Source organism: Aquimarina addita (assembly GCF_039539305.1).
GTDB classification, from domain to species: Bacteria; Bacteroidota; Bacteroidia; order Flavobacteriales; family Flavobacteriaceae; genus Aquimarina; species Aquimarina addita.
Genome location: NZ_BAABCW010000012.1, coordinates 84,228 through 100,561 on the forward strand (window position 1 = coordinate 84,228; position 16,334 = coordinate 100,561).

General features: G+C 34.9%; 15 protein-coding genes and 1 riboswitch. Of the genes, 1 reads left to right on the forward strand and 14 read right to left on the reverse strand.

Annotated elements, in window-relative coordinates; genetic code table 11:
- Positions 1 to 6 precede the first annotated feature (6 nt).
- The 9 genes from ABD816_RS14625 to ABD816_RS14665 all read right to left on the reverse strand — a co-directional run bounded on the left by ABD816_RS14625 (position 7) and on the right by ABD816_RS14665 (position 8,574).
- Complete coding sequence (locus ABD816_RS14625) at positions 7 to 327, reverse strand: 2Fe-2S iron-sulfur cluster-binding protein (RefSeq protein WP_344928624.1); 321 nt, start codon at positions 325 to 327, stop codon at positions 7 to 9.
- 84 nt (positions 328 to 411) lie between these two features.
- Positions 412 to 1,467: an NAD(P)/FAD-dependent oxidoreductase gene (locus ABD816_RS14630; protein WP_344928625.1), complete on the reverse strand. Its 1,056-nt coding sequence runs from the start codon at positions 1,465 to 1,467 to the stop codon at positions 412 to 414.
- Entirely contained in the window at positions 1,454 to 2,056 is a 603-nt protein-coding gene (locus ABD816_RS14635; protein WP_344928626.1) for a precorrin-2 dehydrogenase/sirohydrochlorin ferrochelatase family protein, read from the reverse strand. Before ABD816_RS14635 ends, ABD816_RS14630 begins: the two co-directional genes overlap by 14 nt.
- 24 nt (positions 2,057 to 2,080) lie before the next feature.
- On the reverse strand, positions 2,081 to 2,848 hold the full coding sequence (cobA, locus tag ABD816_RS14640; protein ID WP_344928627.1) for a uroporphyrinogen-III C-methyltransferase: 768 nt from the start codon (positions 2,846 to 2,848) through the stop codon (positions 2,081 to 2,083).
- Positions 2,849 to 2,930: 82 nt separating this feature from the next.
- Complete coding sequence (locus tag ABD816_RS14645; RefSeq protein ID WP_344928629.1) at positions 2,931 to 5,021, reverse strand: HEPN domain-containing protein; 2,091 nt, start codon at positions 5,019 to 5,021, stop codon at positions 2,931 to 2,933.
- Between the two features lie 151 nt (positions 5,022 to 5,172).
- The gene (locus tag ABD816_RS14650; protein WP_344928631.1) at positions 5,173 to 6,420 is read right to left on the reverse strand and encodes a sulfate adenylyltransferase subunit 1; all 1,248 of its coding nucleotides are present in this window, start codon (positions 6,418 to 6,420) and stop codon (positions 5,173 to 5,175) included.
- 163 nt (positions 6,421 to 6,583) lie between these two features.
- A complete protein-coding gene (gene cysD / locus ABD816_RS14655) occupies positions 6,584 to 7,522 on the reverse strand; it encodes a sulfate adenylyltransferase subunit CysD (protein WP_344928633.1) in 939 nt (312 codons plus the stop codon).
- Between the two features lie 74 nt (positions 7,523 to 7,596).
- Positions 7,597 to 8,223, reverse strand: coding sequence for a phosphoadenosine phosphosulfate reductase domain-containing protein (locus tag ABD816_RS14660; protein ID WP_344928634.1), 627 nt, complete (start codon positions 8,221 to 8,223; stop codon positions 7,597 to 7,599).
- 84 nt (positions 8,224 to 8,307) lie between these two features.
- Positions 8,308 to 8,574 carry a DUF2061 domain-containing protein gene (locus ABD816_RS14665; RefSeq protein ID WP_344928637.1) on the reverse strand — a complete coding sequence of 89 codons (267 nt, stop codon included), beginning with the start codon at positions 8,572 to 8,574 and terminating at the stop codon, positions 8,308 to 8,310.
- A gap of 307 nt (positions 8,575 to 8,881) precedes the next feature.
- Between ABD816_RS14665 and ABD816_RS14670 the strand changes: the two genes are divergently transcribed.
- Positions 8,882 to 9,412: a hypothetical protein gene (locus tag ABD816_RS14670; RefSeq protein ID WP_344928639.1), complete on the forward strand. Its 531-nt coding sequence runs from the start codon at positions 8,882 to 8,884 to the stop codon at positions 9,410 to 9,412.
- Between the two features lie 55 nt (positions 9,413 to 9,467).
- On the opposite strand, the gene ABD816_RS14675 is transcribed toward ABD816_RS14670, so the two are convergent.
- The 5 genes from ABD816_RS14675 to ABD816_RS14695 form a co-directional block, all read right to left on the reverse strand.
- On the reverse strand, positions 9,468 to 10,640 hold the full coding sequence (locus ABD816_RS14675; RefSeq protein ID WP_344928641.1) for a trans-sulfuration enzyme family protein: 1,173 nt from the start codon (positions 10,638 to 10,640) through the stop codon (positions 9,468 to 9,470).
- 2 nt (positions 10,641 to 10,642) lie between these two features.
- Positions 10,643 to 11,068, reverse strand: coding sequence for an OsmC family protein (locus ABD816_RS14680; protein ID WP_344928643.1), 426 nt, complete (start codon positions 11,066 to 11,068; stop codon positions 10,643 to 10,645).
- A gap of 160 nt (positions 11,069 to 11,228) precedes the next feature.
- Positions 11,229 to 13,643 (reverse strand): bifunctional aspartate kinase/homoserine dehydrogenase I, encoded by a 2,415-nt coding sequence (gene thrA, locus ABD816_RS14685; RefSeq protein ID WP_344928645.1) that lies wholly within the window; start codon positions 13,641 to 13,643, stop codon positions 11,229 to 11,231.
- Between the two features lie 120 nt (positions 13,644 to 13,763).
- The gene (locus ABD816_RS14690) at positions 13,764 to 14,726 is read right to left on the reverse strand and encodes an alpha/beta fold hydrolase (RefSeq protein WP_344928647.1); all 963 of its coding nucleotides are present in this window, start codon (positions 14,724 to 14,726) and stop codon (positions 13,764 to 13,766) included.
- Between the two features lie 52 nt (positions 14,727 to 14,778).
- A complete protein-coding gene (locus ABD816_RS14695) occupies positions 14,779 to 16,056 on the reverse strand; it encodes an O-acetylhomoserine aminocarboxypropyltransferase/cysteine synthase family protein (protein ID WP_344928649.1) in 1,278 nt (425 codons plus the stop codon).
- A gap of 128 nt (positions 16,057 to 16,184) precedes the next feature.
- A riboswitch (SAM riboswitch) is annotated at positions 16,185 to 16,312 on the reverse strand.
- Positions 16,313 to 16,334: the final 22 nt, after the last annotated feature.

Consider the following 16,334-nt stretch of genomic DNA (forward strand, 5'->3'; position numbering starts at 1 on the left):
GGTAAATTAAGACTCCGGAGCTAATTCTACCTCCAGCCCATCCAACTCCGGCGTAATTCGAATCTGACAGCCTAAACGACTATTATCTTCTACATAAAATGCTTCTGCCAGCATCAGATCTTCATCTTGTCCCATTTCTGGCAATTCGTGATCTGATAACACATAACATTGACAAGATGCACACATAGCCATACCACCACAGGTTCCTTCTACTGGTAATTCATAGGCTTTACAAACCTCCATAAGGTTCATCGCCATATCTGTTGGTGCCTGTACCTCGTGTACTTTACCTTCTCTATCCTTAATTTTTATGGTAATGTCTGACATATTTATAATTTATAGCTGCAAATATAAGTATAGACCTCACAAATTTAAAAACTTGTGAGGTCTATAAAGTAAAATTCTATTTTTTTATCCTATAGCTTTTACTACTTCTTTTTTAGCTTCTTTTTTTGTTCCATCAAATCCGGTAACTCCACCTACCGTAGTGTATTTCATTACGTATTTCTTATCTGGAAAAATTCGTTGATATGCGCTTTGACACATAATAGCAGCTTCGTGAAATCCAGAAAGAATTAATTTTAATTTCCCTTTGTATGTATTCACATCACCTATCGCATAAATTCCAGGAATATTAGTTTGATAATCATACGAATTATTAACTTTAATCGCATTTTTCTCAATCTCTAATCCCCAGTCTCCTATAGGTCCTAATTTTGGCGATAATCCAAATAAAGGAATAAAGTAGTCTGTATCTAAATGAATGTCTCCCTCTGTTTTATGTTTGATCCCAACACCAGTAACGTGATCATCTCCCTTAAGTTCTTTTACTTCTGCATCGGTAATTAAATTGATTTTACCGATTTTAGATAGTTCTTCTACTTTTTCTACAGAATCCAATGCACCGCGAAATTCTTTACGACGGTGTACCAGTGTAACTTCACTAGCTATATCTGCTAAAAAGATAGACCAATCCAAGGCAGAATCTCCTCCTCCTGAGATTACTACTCGTTTATCTCTATATACTTCCGGATCTCGGATGATATAAGCAACTCCCTTATCTTCAAAATCTACAATATTAGGAATAGGTGGCTTACGGGGCTCAAAAGAACCCAATCCTCCTGCAATAGCAACAACTGGTGCATTATGCTTGGTTCCGCGATTAGTTGTTACTACAAAAGTATCATCTTCCAGACGCTCGATTGTTTCTGCTCTTTCTCCTAAGGTAAAACCAGGCTCGAAAGGTTTAATCTGCTCCATTAAATTATTTACCAGGTCTCCTGCCAGGATTTCCGGAAAACCCGGAATGTCATAAATTGGCTTTTTTGGATAAATCTCTGAGCACTGTCCACCAGGTTGTGGCAAAGCATCAATTAAATGCGTTTTTAACTTTAGCAGTCCAGCTTCAAATACTGTAAATAAACCTGTGGGTCCAGCTCCAATTATTAAAATATCAGTCTTGATCATTTTCAACTTCTTTTTTTCCTATTAATCCTTTAGTAAATTCATTGAGAATTTCAACTTTCTCTTCAAAATCACCTTTTATTGTTTTTCTATATTCATTTAAATTCTTGACTAAATCATCTACATTCTCAGGGATTACCTCTTCAAAAAACTGTCGTAATCTCTTGGCTGTAGTAGGCGACTGCCCATTTGTCGAGATTGCTACTTTTACATTTCCTTTAGTCACTATTCCTCCCATATAAAAATCGCAGTAGGGTGGATTATCTGCTACATTCACTAATTTTGCCTGCGCTCTACAATCTTTCCAAACCCGTACGTTTACTTCGGGAATATCAGTGGTAGCAACGACCATATGTCTTCCTTGTAAATACTTTTCCTGATATACATCTTCTACTATGGTTACACAATGCTTGCTAGCTAACTCTATTGTGCCTTGTCTAAACATAGGTGACACCATCGTAACTTTTGCATCAGGACTTGATTTTGTTAAGAAATGTAATTTTTCTTCTGCTACGTTACCTCCTCCTACGATCAGTACATTCAGGTTCTTTGCTTTTAGAAAAATTGGATATAAATTATTTCTTTCTTTCATTTTCTTTAGTCCTACCAGAAACTATTACAAAAGAGTTTCCTGTTTCACATTGCTGCAAATCGATTCTAGTTTTGTGCGTTGATTTACTACCTCTCCAATGACTATAATTGCAGGAGATGAAAGCTTTTTATCCGCAACCACTTCTTCAATATTTTCTATGGTACCTACTCCAAATTGTTCATTTTCTTTAGTTCCATTCTGGATAACAGCAACTGGAATATCTTGTTTACCTTCTGCAGTAAAAATAGCAACTATCTCTGACAACTTACTCATTCCCATCAAAATAACTACAGTAGCATTAGATTTTGAAGCTGCATGAACATCTTTTGAAAGCTGGTGCGCTTTCGTAGTTCCAGTAATTACCCAAAAACTTTCTGAAAACCCTCGCTTAGTCAAAGGGATTCCCTGGTATGCAGGAACTGCATACGATGATGATATACCGGGCACCATAGCCGTCTCTACTTCAAATTGCCGTGCATAATCAATTTCTTCTGCACCACGACCAAAAATAAATGGATCTCCACCCTTTAATCGTACCACATGTCCATGACTTTTTGCTCTGCTAACAATCAATTCATTGATCTGCTCTTGCTGGTACTTGTAACATCCTTTTCTTTTTCCTACAAAAATTTTTTCAGCATTGGGTGCATAAACTAACAAATCTTCATTGATGAGTGCATCATACAACACTACATCAGCCGACTCCAATACTTTGATGGCTTTAATAGTGATCAAGTCAGGATCTCCTGGTCCTGCTCCTACTACTGTTAATTTTGGGGTTTTACTACTCATCTTTTTTTATTATTTATCACCTCTCAACTACAAGAGTCTTCAGTATAATTAAAGTACCTGGTGGTATCTGCGTTTAACCTAATTAAACGTTTTCTACTTCCAATGCTCTAAAATCCTTTACCTTTTGTAAAAATTCATTAGCACTTTTAATATAATCTACTGCAAAATCCTGACTAGGTGCATTCTTTTGTAATTGATAGATTAGTGCTGCAAAGGTACCATCTAATTTTATTTTTCCAGTTACTATAAATTCTTCATCAAACTGATGTATGATCCCTGCATGTGTATTTGTCTTTTTATTTTCTGCTAATAACAAAGCCTTTGCCGAATTCACTAAAGAACTATATGCATGATATATAGCATCAGAATACACTCCGTTCTCAAAAGAAATCTTTGCATTAATAATTTTTTCTTCACTTTCCAGAAACAAGGTAGCGATTAAATCAATAACAACACCTGCACACTCTCCAACTCCTATTGCCTTTATATATTCTTCCTCTGTTCCCCAATCAATAAAATCTTCTTGAGTAAGATTATCTACATTAGACAAATCTGTTAAAAAGTCGTAGAAGTACTTTTCTCCTTTTTCTTTGTAATATGCTAGGAATGATTTACCATTTGCATTTGCTTCAAAATCATCAAGAATTCTGCGTAATGCTTCTGGTCCTCTTCTACTTGGTATTTTTACCACTTTATCAGCAAAATATCCCTTTCCATCACCCAGATTTCCTCCACCTAATAACACCTGTAATGCGGGTGCTATTAATTTATCCTTAGTACGTACTGACATTCCCTGGAAACCAATATTTGCCATATTGTGTTGTCCGCACGCATTCATACATCCACTTATTTTAATCACTAAATCTTCTTTCTCCAAATATTGAGGATATTCTGATTTAATGACTCTCTCTAATTCTTCTGCAATACCTGTACTACTGGCAATACCTAAGTTACACGTATCTGTACCCGGGCAGGCAGTAATATCTATCGCTTTGTTATATCCAGCTTCTACAAACCCAAGCTTCGCTAATTCCAGATAGAAAAACGGCAATAACTCTTCTTTCACAAAAGGGATTAAAATGTTTTGACGTAATGACAATCTGATTTCTCCCGCTGCATAGTTATCTACCAAATCGGCTAATAATCTTGCTTTATCCGTATAAAAATCTCCTAACAGCACTTTAATTCCAATAGCAGCATAACCCGATTGTTTTTGAGCAATTACATTGGTTGATTTCCATAAATCATATGCAGTTTTATCCTCGATTACAATCTCTGGCACTTCAACTGACACAGGAACTGATTGTTTATATGCATCTGCATCTATTACAACAGTTTTTTCTTTAATTGCTTTTTGTTCTGCTTCTACTAATTCTTTAAAAGCCTCTAATCCAATATCTTTGACTAAGAATTTCATTCTAGCCTTCGCTCTGCTTTTTCTTTCTCCGTGACGATCAAATATTCGTAACACACCTTCCATTAAAGGAATAATTTTATCAGTGGTTAAAAAACTGTATAATTCGTCTGCATGTCTGGGCTGAGAACCTAACCCTCCGGCAAGCATTACTTTAAATCCTCGTACTCCATTTTCTATTTTGGCAATAAAACCTAAATCATGCATATAAGATAATCCTGTATCCTCATCAGTTCCTGAAAACGATACTTTGAACTTACGTCCCATCTCCTGAGAGATGGGGTTTCTCAAAAAGAAACGAAATAACGCATCCGCATACGGTGATACGTCAAATGGCTCATTGACATCAATACCGGCAGTTTCTGAAGCCGTTACATTTCTAACGGTATTACCACAAGCCTCTCTAAGTGTTACATCATCTTTCTCCAGTTCTGCCCACAACTCCGGTGTTCTATTTAGATCTACATAGTGAATCTGAATGTCCTGACGTGTGGTAATATGTAGTCTTCCTCTGGAGTATTCATCAGAGACACTACATATACGCCTTAATTGATTACTCAACACTTTACCATACGGTAATTTGATACGGATCATCTGTACGCCTTCCTGACGTTGTCCATATACACCGCGGGCTAAACGAAGACTACGAAATTTCTCTTCATCGATCTTTCCTTTATGGAACTGCTCAATTTTATTAGCTAATTCTATAATGTCCTTCTGAACAATTGGGTTTTCTATTTCGGTTCTAAAACTTTGCATGTTAACTGGTATTGAGTACAGAGTAGTTAGTATTGAGATTTCTCGTGGTATACTTTCCTCTATATTATTTATATAATGAACACTGAATTATTAGAAATTAAAATTAGTAAGAGTTCTTATTTACTTAGTATTCTTACTAATAGCTATATTTCTATTCTATAAATCCTGCTCCTGCTGTATTGTTGGTTTGTGCATCTATTAAGATAAATGACCCAGAAGCTTTATTTTTACTATACGAATCAATAGCCAAAGGCTTACTTAATTGAATCTGAACTTTTCCTATTTCATTTAAACTTAATGAGTTTTTTAAAGTATCCTCTCCAGAAAAATCGGTAGCAATAGTACCACTGATATTTTTTACTTTGGCAAGGACTCTATTACTTCCGCTTTGCACAAAGTAATTTGCTCCTACAACAAGATCTTTATTATCCATCCAGCATACAGTGGCTATTAATTGTTTCTCTATTTGTGGTTTTTCTGAAGACTTAACAATCATATCTCCACGACTCACATTGACATCATCTTCTAAGGTTATGGTACAAGAACTTCCTCTTCCTGCCGTTTCAAATGTCTGATCAAAGAAATAAATTTCTTTGATTTTGGAACTTGTTAATGATGGTATCACTGTCACCTCATCGCCTACAGAAAGATCACCACCATACAGTTTGCCGGCATATCCTCTAAAATCGTGAAATTCTGCTTGCTTAGGTCGGATTACTGTCTGTACAGGGAATCGCACTTCTGATTTTTCATATAAATCCTGAGCATCTAATTCTTCCAGATGTTCTAATAATGTCTGACCAGTATACCAAGGAGTATTTGTTGACTTATCTACCACATTATCACCCTGTAAAGCACTTACAGGAATAAAGGTTATATGCTGATCTTTATAATCACTTTTATCTACAAGCTTTTGAAAATCTGCTTTGATCGCATCATATTTCTCTTGAGAAAAATCAACCAAATCCATTTTATTAATAGCGACGATTACATCCTTTACTCTTAATAAATTATTTATAAAAAAATGACGATACGTTTGTTCTATTACTCCTTTACGAGCATCTACTAAAATGATAGAAGCCTGAGAGGTGGATGCTCCGGTAACCATATTTCTCGTGTACTCGATATGACCTGGGGTATCTGCAATAATGTAACTTTTCTTTTTTGTAGAAAAATAAATATGTGCCACATCAATAGTAATACCTTGCTCGCGCTCTGCAACTAATCCATCAGTTGCCAGTGAAAAATCAAGATAGTCAAAACCATTAGCTTTACTTCTTGTCTCAATAGCCTCTAATTTATCCGTCGTTAATGATTTAGTATCGTATAGGATTCGTCCTATTAAGGTACTCTTACCATCATCTACACTTCCTGCTGTTGCTATTTTTAATACTTCCATCTTATATTGGTTGATGGTTAATGGTTTTTTGCTGATGGAAATTAATATACTTCCAAATCAATCGTAAACCTATCCCCATTTATTTTATTTAATTCTTAAATTTCTATAGTTAACGTCACACGAAAGAGACTCTTAACTGTAAACAAACAACGATCAACTAATCTTAGAAATACCCTTGTTGTTTTCTTTTTTCCATGGCGGCTTCAGATCTTTTATCATCAATACGCGCACCTCTTTCTGAAATGGTAGAGTCTCTAATTTCTTCTACTACTTTATCAATCGTAATTGCATCAGAAAGAACTGCTGCTGTACACGACATATCTCCTACGGTACGAAAACGAACCATTTTTTCTTCAACAATCTCATTCTCGTCTCTATATACAACATCATCTTCTGCAGACCAGATCATCCCATCCCTCACAAATATTTTACGCTTATGTGCAAAATAGATAGAAGGGATTTCTATTTTTTCTTTTTCTATATAACTCCAAACATCTAATTCTGTCCAGTTACTAATTGGAAATACCCGAACATTCTGACCTAAATCAATTTTACCATTAAGATGATCAAATAATTCAGGACGTTGATTTTTCTCATCCCATTGTCCAAAATCATCTCTTACCGAAAAAATACGCTCTTTTGCTCTTGCCTTTTCTTCATCTCTACGAGCACCACCAATAGCTGCATCAAATTTAAATTCTTCCAAAGCATCTAATAAAGTAGTTGTCTGAAGACTATTACGACTTGCATATCTCCCTTTTTCTTCAACCACTTTACCTTGATCAATAGAGTCCTGTACGTTACGCACTATCAACTCTACCCCAAGTTCTTTTGCCAATCGATCTCTAAACTCTATCGTCTCAGGAAAGTTATGACCTGTATCAATGTGCATGAGTGGGAAAGGAATTTTACCTGGATAAAACGCTTTTTGTGCTAATCTTACCAGCGTAATAGAATCTTTACCTCCAGAAAAAAGTAATACTGGCTTTTCAAACTGAGCAACAACTTCCCGAAAAATATAAATCGCTTCGCTTTCTAAAGGATTTACAGTTAGTTTGTTTATATCCACAATTTGTTCTTTTATATTTTCAATCACTTCCATATTTAATTTCTTTTCTTTTTTGACTTTATAAAAGTCATTTTATTTTCCGGCCAACCAGAAAACAACAAATTAAATTAATTTGTATGCAGTCCGCATTCTCTATTTCCTAAAACTTTTGTTGGATCAAAGTACTTAAACTCGTTTAACAAATTGTGTTCATTCATATATATATCCAGTTCTGCATCAGTGTAATAATAAAAAGGACTTACTTTTAACACTCCATCTTTACCCATACTAAGAATATCCAATGAATTTCTTAGTTCAGTTTGTCCCTGTCTAAGATTAGTGAACCAAACATCTGGTGTGAAATCTGCCATTGCTCTTCTAAAAGGTTCTAATTTCACTTGTTCTGTAAATTCTTTATGTTTTGGATCTTCAATATCAGGAATTCCCATAACCACATCACGATGTGAAGAAGTTTGTTTAGGAACATATAATTTAATATTCAACGCTAAATCATCAATCACAGCTTCTGCATGCTTGTATGTATTGGGTGTGTTATAACCAGAATCACACCAAATGACTGGAATATCTTGTAAAGCCTTAGCACATACACTTAGAATTGCAGCTTCATACGGTCTAAAATTCGTAGTCACTACAGGTTTTTTAGCGTTTGACACTGCCCATTGCGCAATCTCTAAAGGCGTTTTATCTTTTAAGGATATATTTAAATTTTCTATTTCTTTTTCTGTCCAACTCATTATCTAAACTAAATTTTAGGTAAAACACCTATTTCCTTTTAAAATTTTGATCAGCTCTCTTATTCTAATAAGGTTCATATAAAGTTATTTACCCCATTTAATACGATTCCAAATCCTTTCATGAAAGAAATATAAAATCATTTTAGTCACAAAATCGATAGAAGCAATCGATGTTGCTAATGCTATTTCTCCTGTGAGCAAATAAGACACTATTAATGTATCCAATGTACCAACTACTCTCCAACTTACGGCTTTTGCTATACTCCGTAACGGTTTCTCAGACGTTTTATCATCCTCATACGTTGTTTTCTTTGTAGCTACTTTATCTAATATCATCTGATCTACAATCATTTATCTTATTTTAAAATCTATTACCCTATAGGATTAGTAGATTAATAGCAAATGTATAGATAAATATTTGCTTCTTAGTCTCAGAAAGTAAAGAAATCTTACTAAACCAATGAGAATTATGATATTATCATGAAAAAGCCTAGTAAGTTAGTAGATTAATAAAAATAAACGACTATGACACGATAAAACTTCAATTCAAATAATTCAAAAAAATCATATAATAATGCTTTTAATCGTCATAAAATGCTTTTAAACCGGTTAATGAATAATAGTTATATATTTGCACTTTAATTTAAAAACTAAATCAATGAAAAATCTTTACCTGCTTTTAGTAGTAATTATAACAGCTGTATTCATCTCTTGTGATAATGAGGACACTGAAGACATCCTCCAAGAAAATGTGTCGATCATAGGAAACTGGGAAATGACTTCAATAGAAATTACAGATGGCACAAGTACTACCGAATTTTTTGGAGAAGCTATCACTCTTGATTACACAACTGTAGGAAAAGATATCGATTATACGGTCACCTTTTCCGAAAACCCTAATGTATTGACAGGAGAAGGAGGATATACGGCCGTAGTTTCAACTACATATGCCGGACAAACAGAAACACAAGAGGAGACTATCTCTGACTTTATGAACTCTGGTGCTTGGAGAAAAGAAGGCAATATACTTTATACCACGACAGAAGAAGTTGAGTCTCCATCTACTATCAAAGAATTAACCGAAAACACAATGACCGTAGAGTCTATTATAAATCAAGTAATTGTTGATCCTGATTTTGGACTTAACACAACGGTTACTGGAACATTAACATATACTTTAGAGCGATAGGTATTACAAAATATACTCTACCCTAAATGGGTGCCTACTTGTAGACATCCATTTTTTAAACTCTTTCTAACGCCTGCTCAATATCTTTAATAATATCATCCACATGCTCCAATCCTACAGAGCATCGTACCATACCATCTGTAATACCAACAGCTTGCTTATCCTCAACTGCTAACTTAGCATGAGTCGTTGATGCGGGATGTGTAACAATCGTTCTGGAATCTCCCAGATTAGCAGAAAGCGAGCACATCTTGATACTATCAAAAAACATTTTCCCGCCCTGTACACCGCCATTAACCTCAAACGCCACAATATTACCACCGAGTTTCATTTGTTTTTTTGCTACCTCGTATTGCGGATGGGATTTCAAAAATGGATATTTTACCCAATTAATTTTAGGATGAGACTCTAAAAACTCAGCTAATTTCAATGCATTTTCACAGTGACGATCAGTTCTCACCGCTAATGTTTCTAAACTTTTTGATAACACCCAGGCATTAAATGGAGACATTGCCGGTCCTGTCACACGAGAAAATAAATAGATTTCTCTGATTAATTCTCTGGAACCCACAGTAACCCCTCCAAGCACCCTACCTTGTCCATCAATTAATTTGGTAGCAGAATGAATAACTAAATCTGCTCCAAACTTTATAGGGTTTTGTAAATAAGGCGTTGCAAAACAATTATCAATAATTAAAAGTAACTTATGTTTTTTTGCTATTTTACCCAATAATTCCAAATCTAATACATCTACACCTGGGTTAGTCGGTGATTCTGCATAAATAATTTTAGTATTAGGCTGAATCAAACTTTCTATAATATCAATCTGGTTAACTGGAAAATAACTAGTTTCTATATCCCATTTTGGAAAGTACTTTGTAAACAAAGCATGAGTCGCTCCAAAAACAGAACGGCACGAAATCATATGGTCTCCGGCATTTAATAATGCAGCAAAAGTAGCGTATACTGCTGCCATACCTGTAGCAAAAGCAAATCCATCCTCAGCTCCCTCTAACTTGCAAATCTTATCAACAAACTCACTGGTATTAGGATTACTATATCGACTATATAAATCTCTTTGTTTTTCTTCTGCAAAGGCAGCTCTCATTTCTTCTGAATCGTCAAAAACAAATCCCGAAGTCAAATATAATGGAGTAGAATGCTCCCGGAACTGAGTTTTACCTGTTTGTGCTCGTACAGCTTGCGTTTCAAACTTTTGACTATCCATACTCATACTTCTTCTTTATTAACCACTACTTTAAATGCTATCGTAGCCGTTGGTTCTAAAGTTTTAGACACTGAACAATATTTCTCAAAAGATAATTGTGCCGCTTTCTTTGCTTTTGCCGGAGCTATGGTCCCTTCTAAATACACAATCACTTCGATGAGTTGAAAAGGAGTGGCATCCCCTACTTTTTCTCTATGACCAATTACTTCTACATTATATGAAGTAATCTCTTGTCTTTGCTTCTTTAATATCGAAATAATGTCTATAGAACTACATCCAGCTACTCCCATCAATACATATTCCATAGGGCTTGGCGCTAAATCATGACCACCAACTGCGGCTTTACTATCTATATACGTTACGTGACCTCTTTCGTTCTTAAGTTCGAAATGATAGTCTTCATCTATTCTTTTTAAATTTATTTTCATAATCTTCTCCCTTTCTACTACAGAGATAGTATTCTTGGGAATTTTAATTAAACTTTATTTATCAACTTAGTATTTATTCATTTTTAAACGAACTATTTTTATTAGCAACCACAATACGTATAACAATCCGGTTGTTATTAAAAATTAAAAAAAGGTTAGTTTATCCTTTTTCTGTCAACCTTAGAACATCTCCAAAAACTCCTCTTGCTGTAACGGCAGCACCAGCACCTGCTCCTTGTATTACGATCGGTTGATCACCATACGATTCTGTATAAATCTCAAAAATGGAGTCTGAACCTTTCACTTGCCCTAATGCACTTTCTTGCGGAACAGATACCAGTTTCACGTCAAGAATTCCTTTTTCCTTCGATAAGTCTCCGTGAAGATCTCCAATATATCGCAATACATGTCCTTTTTTCTGGTCTTTTTTAATTTTTTCATACACAATATCTAATTCCTTTAATCTTACTAAGAATTGTTGAGCATCTCCTGCTCTAAGGTTTTCCGGAATCAAATTATCAATATTCACATCAATAAATTCATTATTTAAATCTAATTCTCTCGCTAAAATCAATAACTTTCTACCTACATCATTCCCACATAAATCCTCTCGAGGATCAGGTTCTGTAAATCCGAGATCAATAGCCTCCCGCAACACTTCGCTAAATAACCTTTCTTGTGCTGAGAAATTATTAAACAAATAACTTAATGATCCAGAAAATACTCCTTTTATTCTAGTGATATTCTCTCCTGATAAATGCAATAGTTTTATGGTATCAATTAACGGAAGTCCTGCTCCCACATTAGTCTCATATAAATATTGTTTTTGATTCTCTTCCAGTATGTTTCTTAATTCTTTATAAAAACCAAAACTTAATGTATTTGCTACTTTATTAGAGGATACCAGATCAAATCCATTTTTTGCTAAAGTGATGTAGTTTTTTGTAAAAGCTTCACTAGCTGTATTATCAATAGCTATCAAATTTTCTAAATGATTCTCATTTGCAAATTGAATAACATCTTTAATTGTATAAGAATTTCCTTGTTTTTCTATAGCTGTTTTCCAATGCTGATCTACACCTTTTTTCTCCAGTAAAACCTTTCTTGAGTTTCCTACAGCAAAAATATTTAAATCTACTTTTTTTCTCTTCTGTATATCTTTAGCCGATTTTAAAATTTGATCGATCAATGTACCACCAACTAATCCATGTCCAAAAATTGCTAAGTTTATTTTCTTTGCAATACCAAAAACTTCTCCATGAATCACATTGAGCGCTTTATGCAATTGGTTTTTACGCACTACTAAACTTACATTTTTACCCGTGATTGTATTATTAAACAACAATGGTATTACTTGGTTTTTAATCAATGCATTGTACGGCTTATGAAACGTACTTAAATCCTGCCCAATAATTGAAATGACTGATACATTACCTTCAATTGTAATAGCACTCACATCACGTTTATAAAAATCAGCTTCAAATTCTTCCTCTAGTGCTTTTTTTGCCTCTTTTGCACTATCCGCTCCAACAACAAAACCAATCCCTCGTTCAGAAGATCCCTGAGAAATAATACTGACACTTATACCCCTGAAAGCAAGCGCTTTAAAAATCCTGGCATCTACTCCTACTTGTCCTAGCAATCCTCTACCTTCTAAATTAATCAGCGCTACGTTTTCTAATACGGAAAGTGACTTAATCCCCTTCTCACTTGCTTCTGAAGTGATCAAAGTGCCTTCGCTTTTGTGATCAAATGTATTTAATATCCGCAAAGGAATATTCTTTTCAATTAAAGGGATAATTGTTTTGGCGTGCAGCACATTCGTTCCAAAATACGCTAATTCATTTGCCTCAACAAAAGATAATCTTTCAATTTTCCTGGCATCTGTGACTAACTCTGGATCCGCGGTATAAATTCCGTTAACGTGAGTAAAACTCTGCAATTCATCAGCATCTAAGTAATTTGCTAATAAAGAAGCTGTGTAATTACTCCCATTTCTACCTAATGTGGTTGTTTCATTTTTAGTATTAGATGCTATAAATCCTGTTACTATATTGACAGTAGCTCCATTATATTTATTGAAATGACTGACAACATTCTCTTTAGAAAGTTTATCTAAGGGTTGTGCATCTCCAAACTGAGCATCCGTAACAATCAATTCTCTGGTATCTGTAAAATTAGCATCAATTCCTTTTTCCTTAAGAATCTGCGTCACTAACTTTGCCGCAATCACTTCTCCCTGTGATAATACCTGATCTTTTATTCGCTTACTATAATCTCCTATTAAAGAAACACCTGCAAAAAGTTTATCCAGTGTTTCAAACTCCTCTGTGAGATCCATGGCTTTAAAATCCGAAATCTGATATTTTTTGAATGCTGCTAATTGTTCCTTATAATCCTTGTTCTTAACGGCAACCTCCAAAATTTGCTCCAATTCATCGGTAGACTTTCCTCTAGCCGAAATTACAACCGTAATTCTTTCGCCACTTTTGACCTTATCTTCAATAATATCAATAACGGATTGAATCCCTTTTCCGTTAGCCAACGATTTCCCACCAAATTTTAAAATCTTCATATTATCTGTTGTCGCTCTATTCTCATAGAGTATCTATGTTATTTATTATTTAATATTGTAAGTGATTTCCTGAAACTTCTTTTATAGAATCAGGAATACTCTTTACAGATCAAAACCTTTCTAGAACACATCTTTTAACAATTCTCTTAATTGCTCGAACTCGATTAAAAAGGCATCGTGTCCATGAATTGAGTCTATAATACCATGTGTTACATTTTGCTTTACTTCTTTTAACTCACTAAATGTAATTGCATCTTCTGCAGCTGTAAAAAAACCGTCAGAATTCACACTAATTATATGAATATCTGAAGTAATTTTACTTGTTACTTCTTTAAAGCTATCTCTTCCTGCGGTTATATCAATAGTAGCCAATATATGGTTCAATTCTTTATAAGCAAACAGCGTATATCTCTCCTGTAATTTCTTCCCGTGATGAAGCAACCAACTTTCGATATTATACATCTCTTTTTCTGTATTATAACTCCTATCAAACTTTTGCTTAAAAGATGCTGGCGACCTATAAATCAACATAGCGTGTAATCTCGCATCGTGAACAGGATTGCTCGAATTTAGTAAAATTTGCTCTTGCACCAAACAATTCGCCTTCAGCCAATCAGTAGATTTCCAATCGGTTGCCACAGGTATTAGATGTTCTATTAAATCAGGAGCTAATGCTGCTAGCTCCCATGCAATACCTCCTCCTACCGATCCACCAATAACAGCATACAAGGTACCTATGCGTAGTTGATCCAATCCTCTAGCAAAAATAGCAGCAATATCTCTCGCATTGAATATTTTATAATCTGAAATCAAGTTTACTGTAGCCCCATCATATCCATTTCCAGGAATATTAAAGGACAGGACGGTATATATATTGGTATCTATACATTTACCGGTACCAATAAGACCGTTCCACCAGCCACCTTCTCCACAAACAGTAGAATTACCTGTAAGTGCATGATTGACTAAAACAATAGGAGCATCACCAAGGGGTTGACCAAACACCTCATAACTGAGATCTATCGAATCAAAATGATGACCACCCGTTGTTGTAATATTTAATATTTGAACTTTTTGGAGCATATTCTCTACTAATCAATAACGTTTTGTTCCTGTTTTAATGATCACAACCCTATTATTTTATACCAGCAAAAGCTTCTTTTAAGTCGGCTTGTAAGTCTTCTACAGCTTCTAATCCCACAGAAAGTCGTATCAAATCCTGAGTAACACCCGTGGATTCTTGTTGCTCCGGGTTTAATTGCTGATGAGTAGTACTTGCAGGATGAATAATCAGTGATTTAGAATCTCCAATATTAGCGAGTAATGAAAAAATCTTAGTCTCATTTGCTATTGTTTTAGCAGCTTCAAAACCTCCTTTTACGCCAAAAGTAATAATACCACTTTGTCCTTTTGGCAAGTATTCTTTTGCTAAGTCATGATATGGATCATTTTTTAATCCAGGATACTTTATCCAGGTTACCTCTTCCTGGCTCTCTAACCAGGTAGCTAATGCCAATGCATTTTCACTATGTTTTTTAATTCTAATTTCTAGCGTTTCTAGTCCCTGAATAATCTGAAAAGCGTTAAACGGACTTAATGCTGCTCCGTGATCACGCAATCCTTCTATTCTGGCTTTAGCGATAAAAGCTGCGGGGCCTAATACATCGTGATATACTAACCCGTGGTATCCTGCAGAAGGTTCTGTAAACTCCGGAAACTTACCACTAGACCAATCAAACGTACCTGCATCAATAATAGCACCCCCTAGAGAAGTTCCATTACCACTAATATATTTTGTCAACGAATGAATCACGATATTCGCTCCGTAAGCAATTGGGTTTAATAATGCTGGTGTTGCTACCGTATTGTCCACGATAAAAGGAACTTTAACTGCTTTAGCCTCTGCCGAAATTGATTTTAGATCCAGTACATCCAGTTTTGGATTTCCTAATGATTCTACAAAAAATGCACGTGTATTATCTTGCACTGCATCCTTAAAATTTTTGGCATCTGAGGGATCTACAAACGTAGTGGTAATCCCGAACCTTGGTAAGGTTACACTTAAGAGATTGTATGTGCCTCCATACAAACTACTAGAGGCTACGATATGATCTCCTGCTTTAAGAAGTGTCAATAATGTAGTATTAATAGCAGCTGTTCCTGAGGCAGATACTACAGCCGCAATTCCGCCCTCTAATTTAGCAAGGCGTTGTTCTAAAATATCATTAGTTGGATTATTAAGTCGTGTGTAGATATAACCCGGTTGCGATAAGTTGAATAAATTAGCTGCATGATCAGAATCTTCAAAAACGTACGAGGTAGTTTGATAGATCGGTACAGCTCTGGTTCCTCCATTTGTTGTTACATCGTGTCCTGCATGTAAAGCTTCTGTTGCAAATTTTTGGGTACTCATAATTTTCTCTTTTTCGAAATTCTAACTTATTAAAATAAAATTCAAATACGCTTCACACCTTATTATTGTGTATGAATATAGAAAATTAAAAAGAAAGGAAACGACAATTACACTTTTGTAATTGTATCGAGTTATCTTCTCCCAAATTATCGGGATAGAATGTAGCACCTTCTTTAAAATCCTGATAGTATTCAGGAAATATAAAGGGTTGCTAAGGTTTCATCGGGTCTAATCCCTCCACCTTTCTTAATAACTTGCTAATATGTATAAGAAACTTA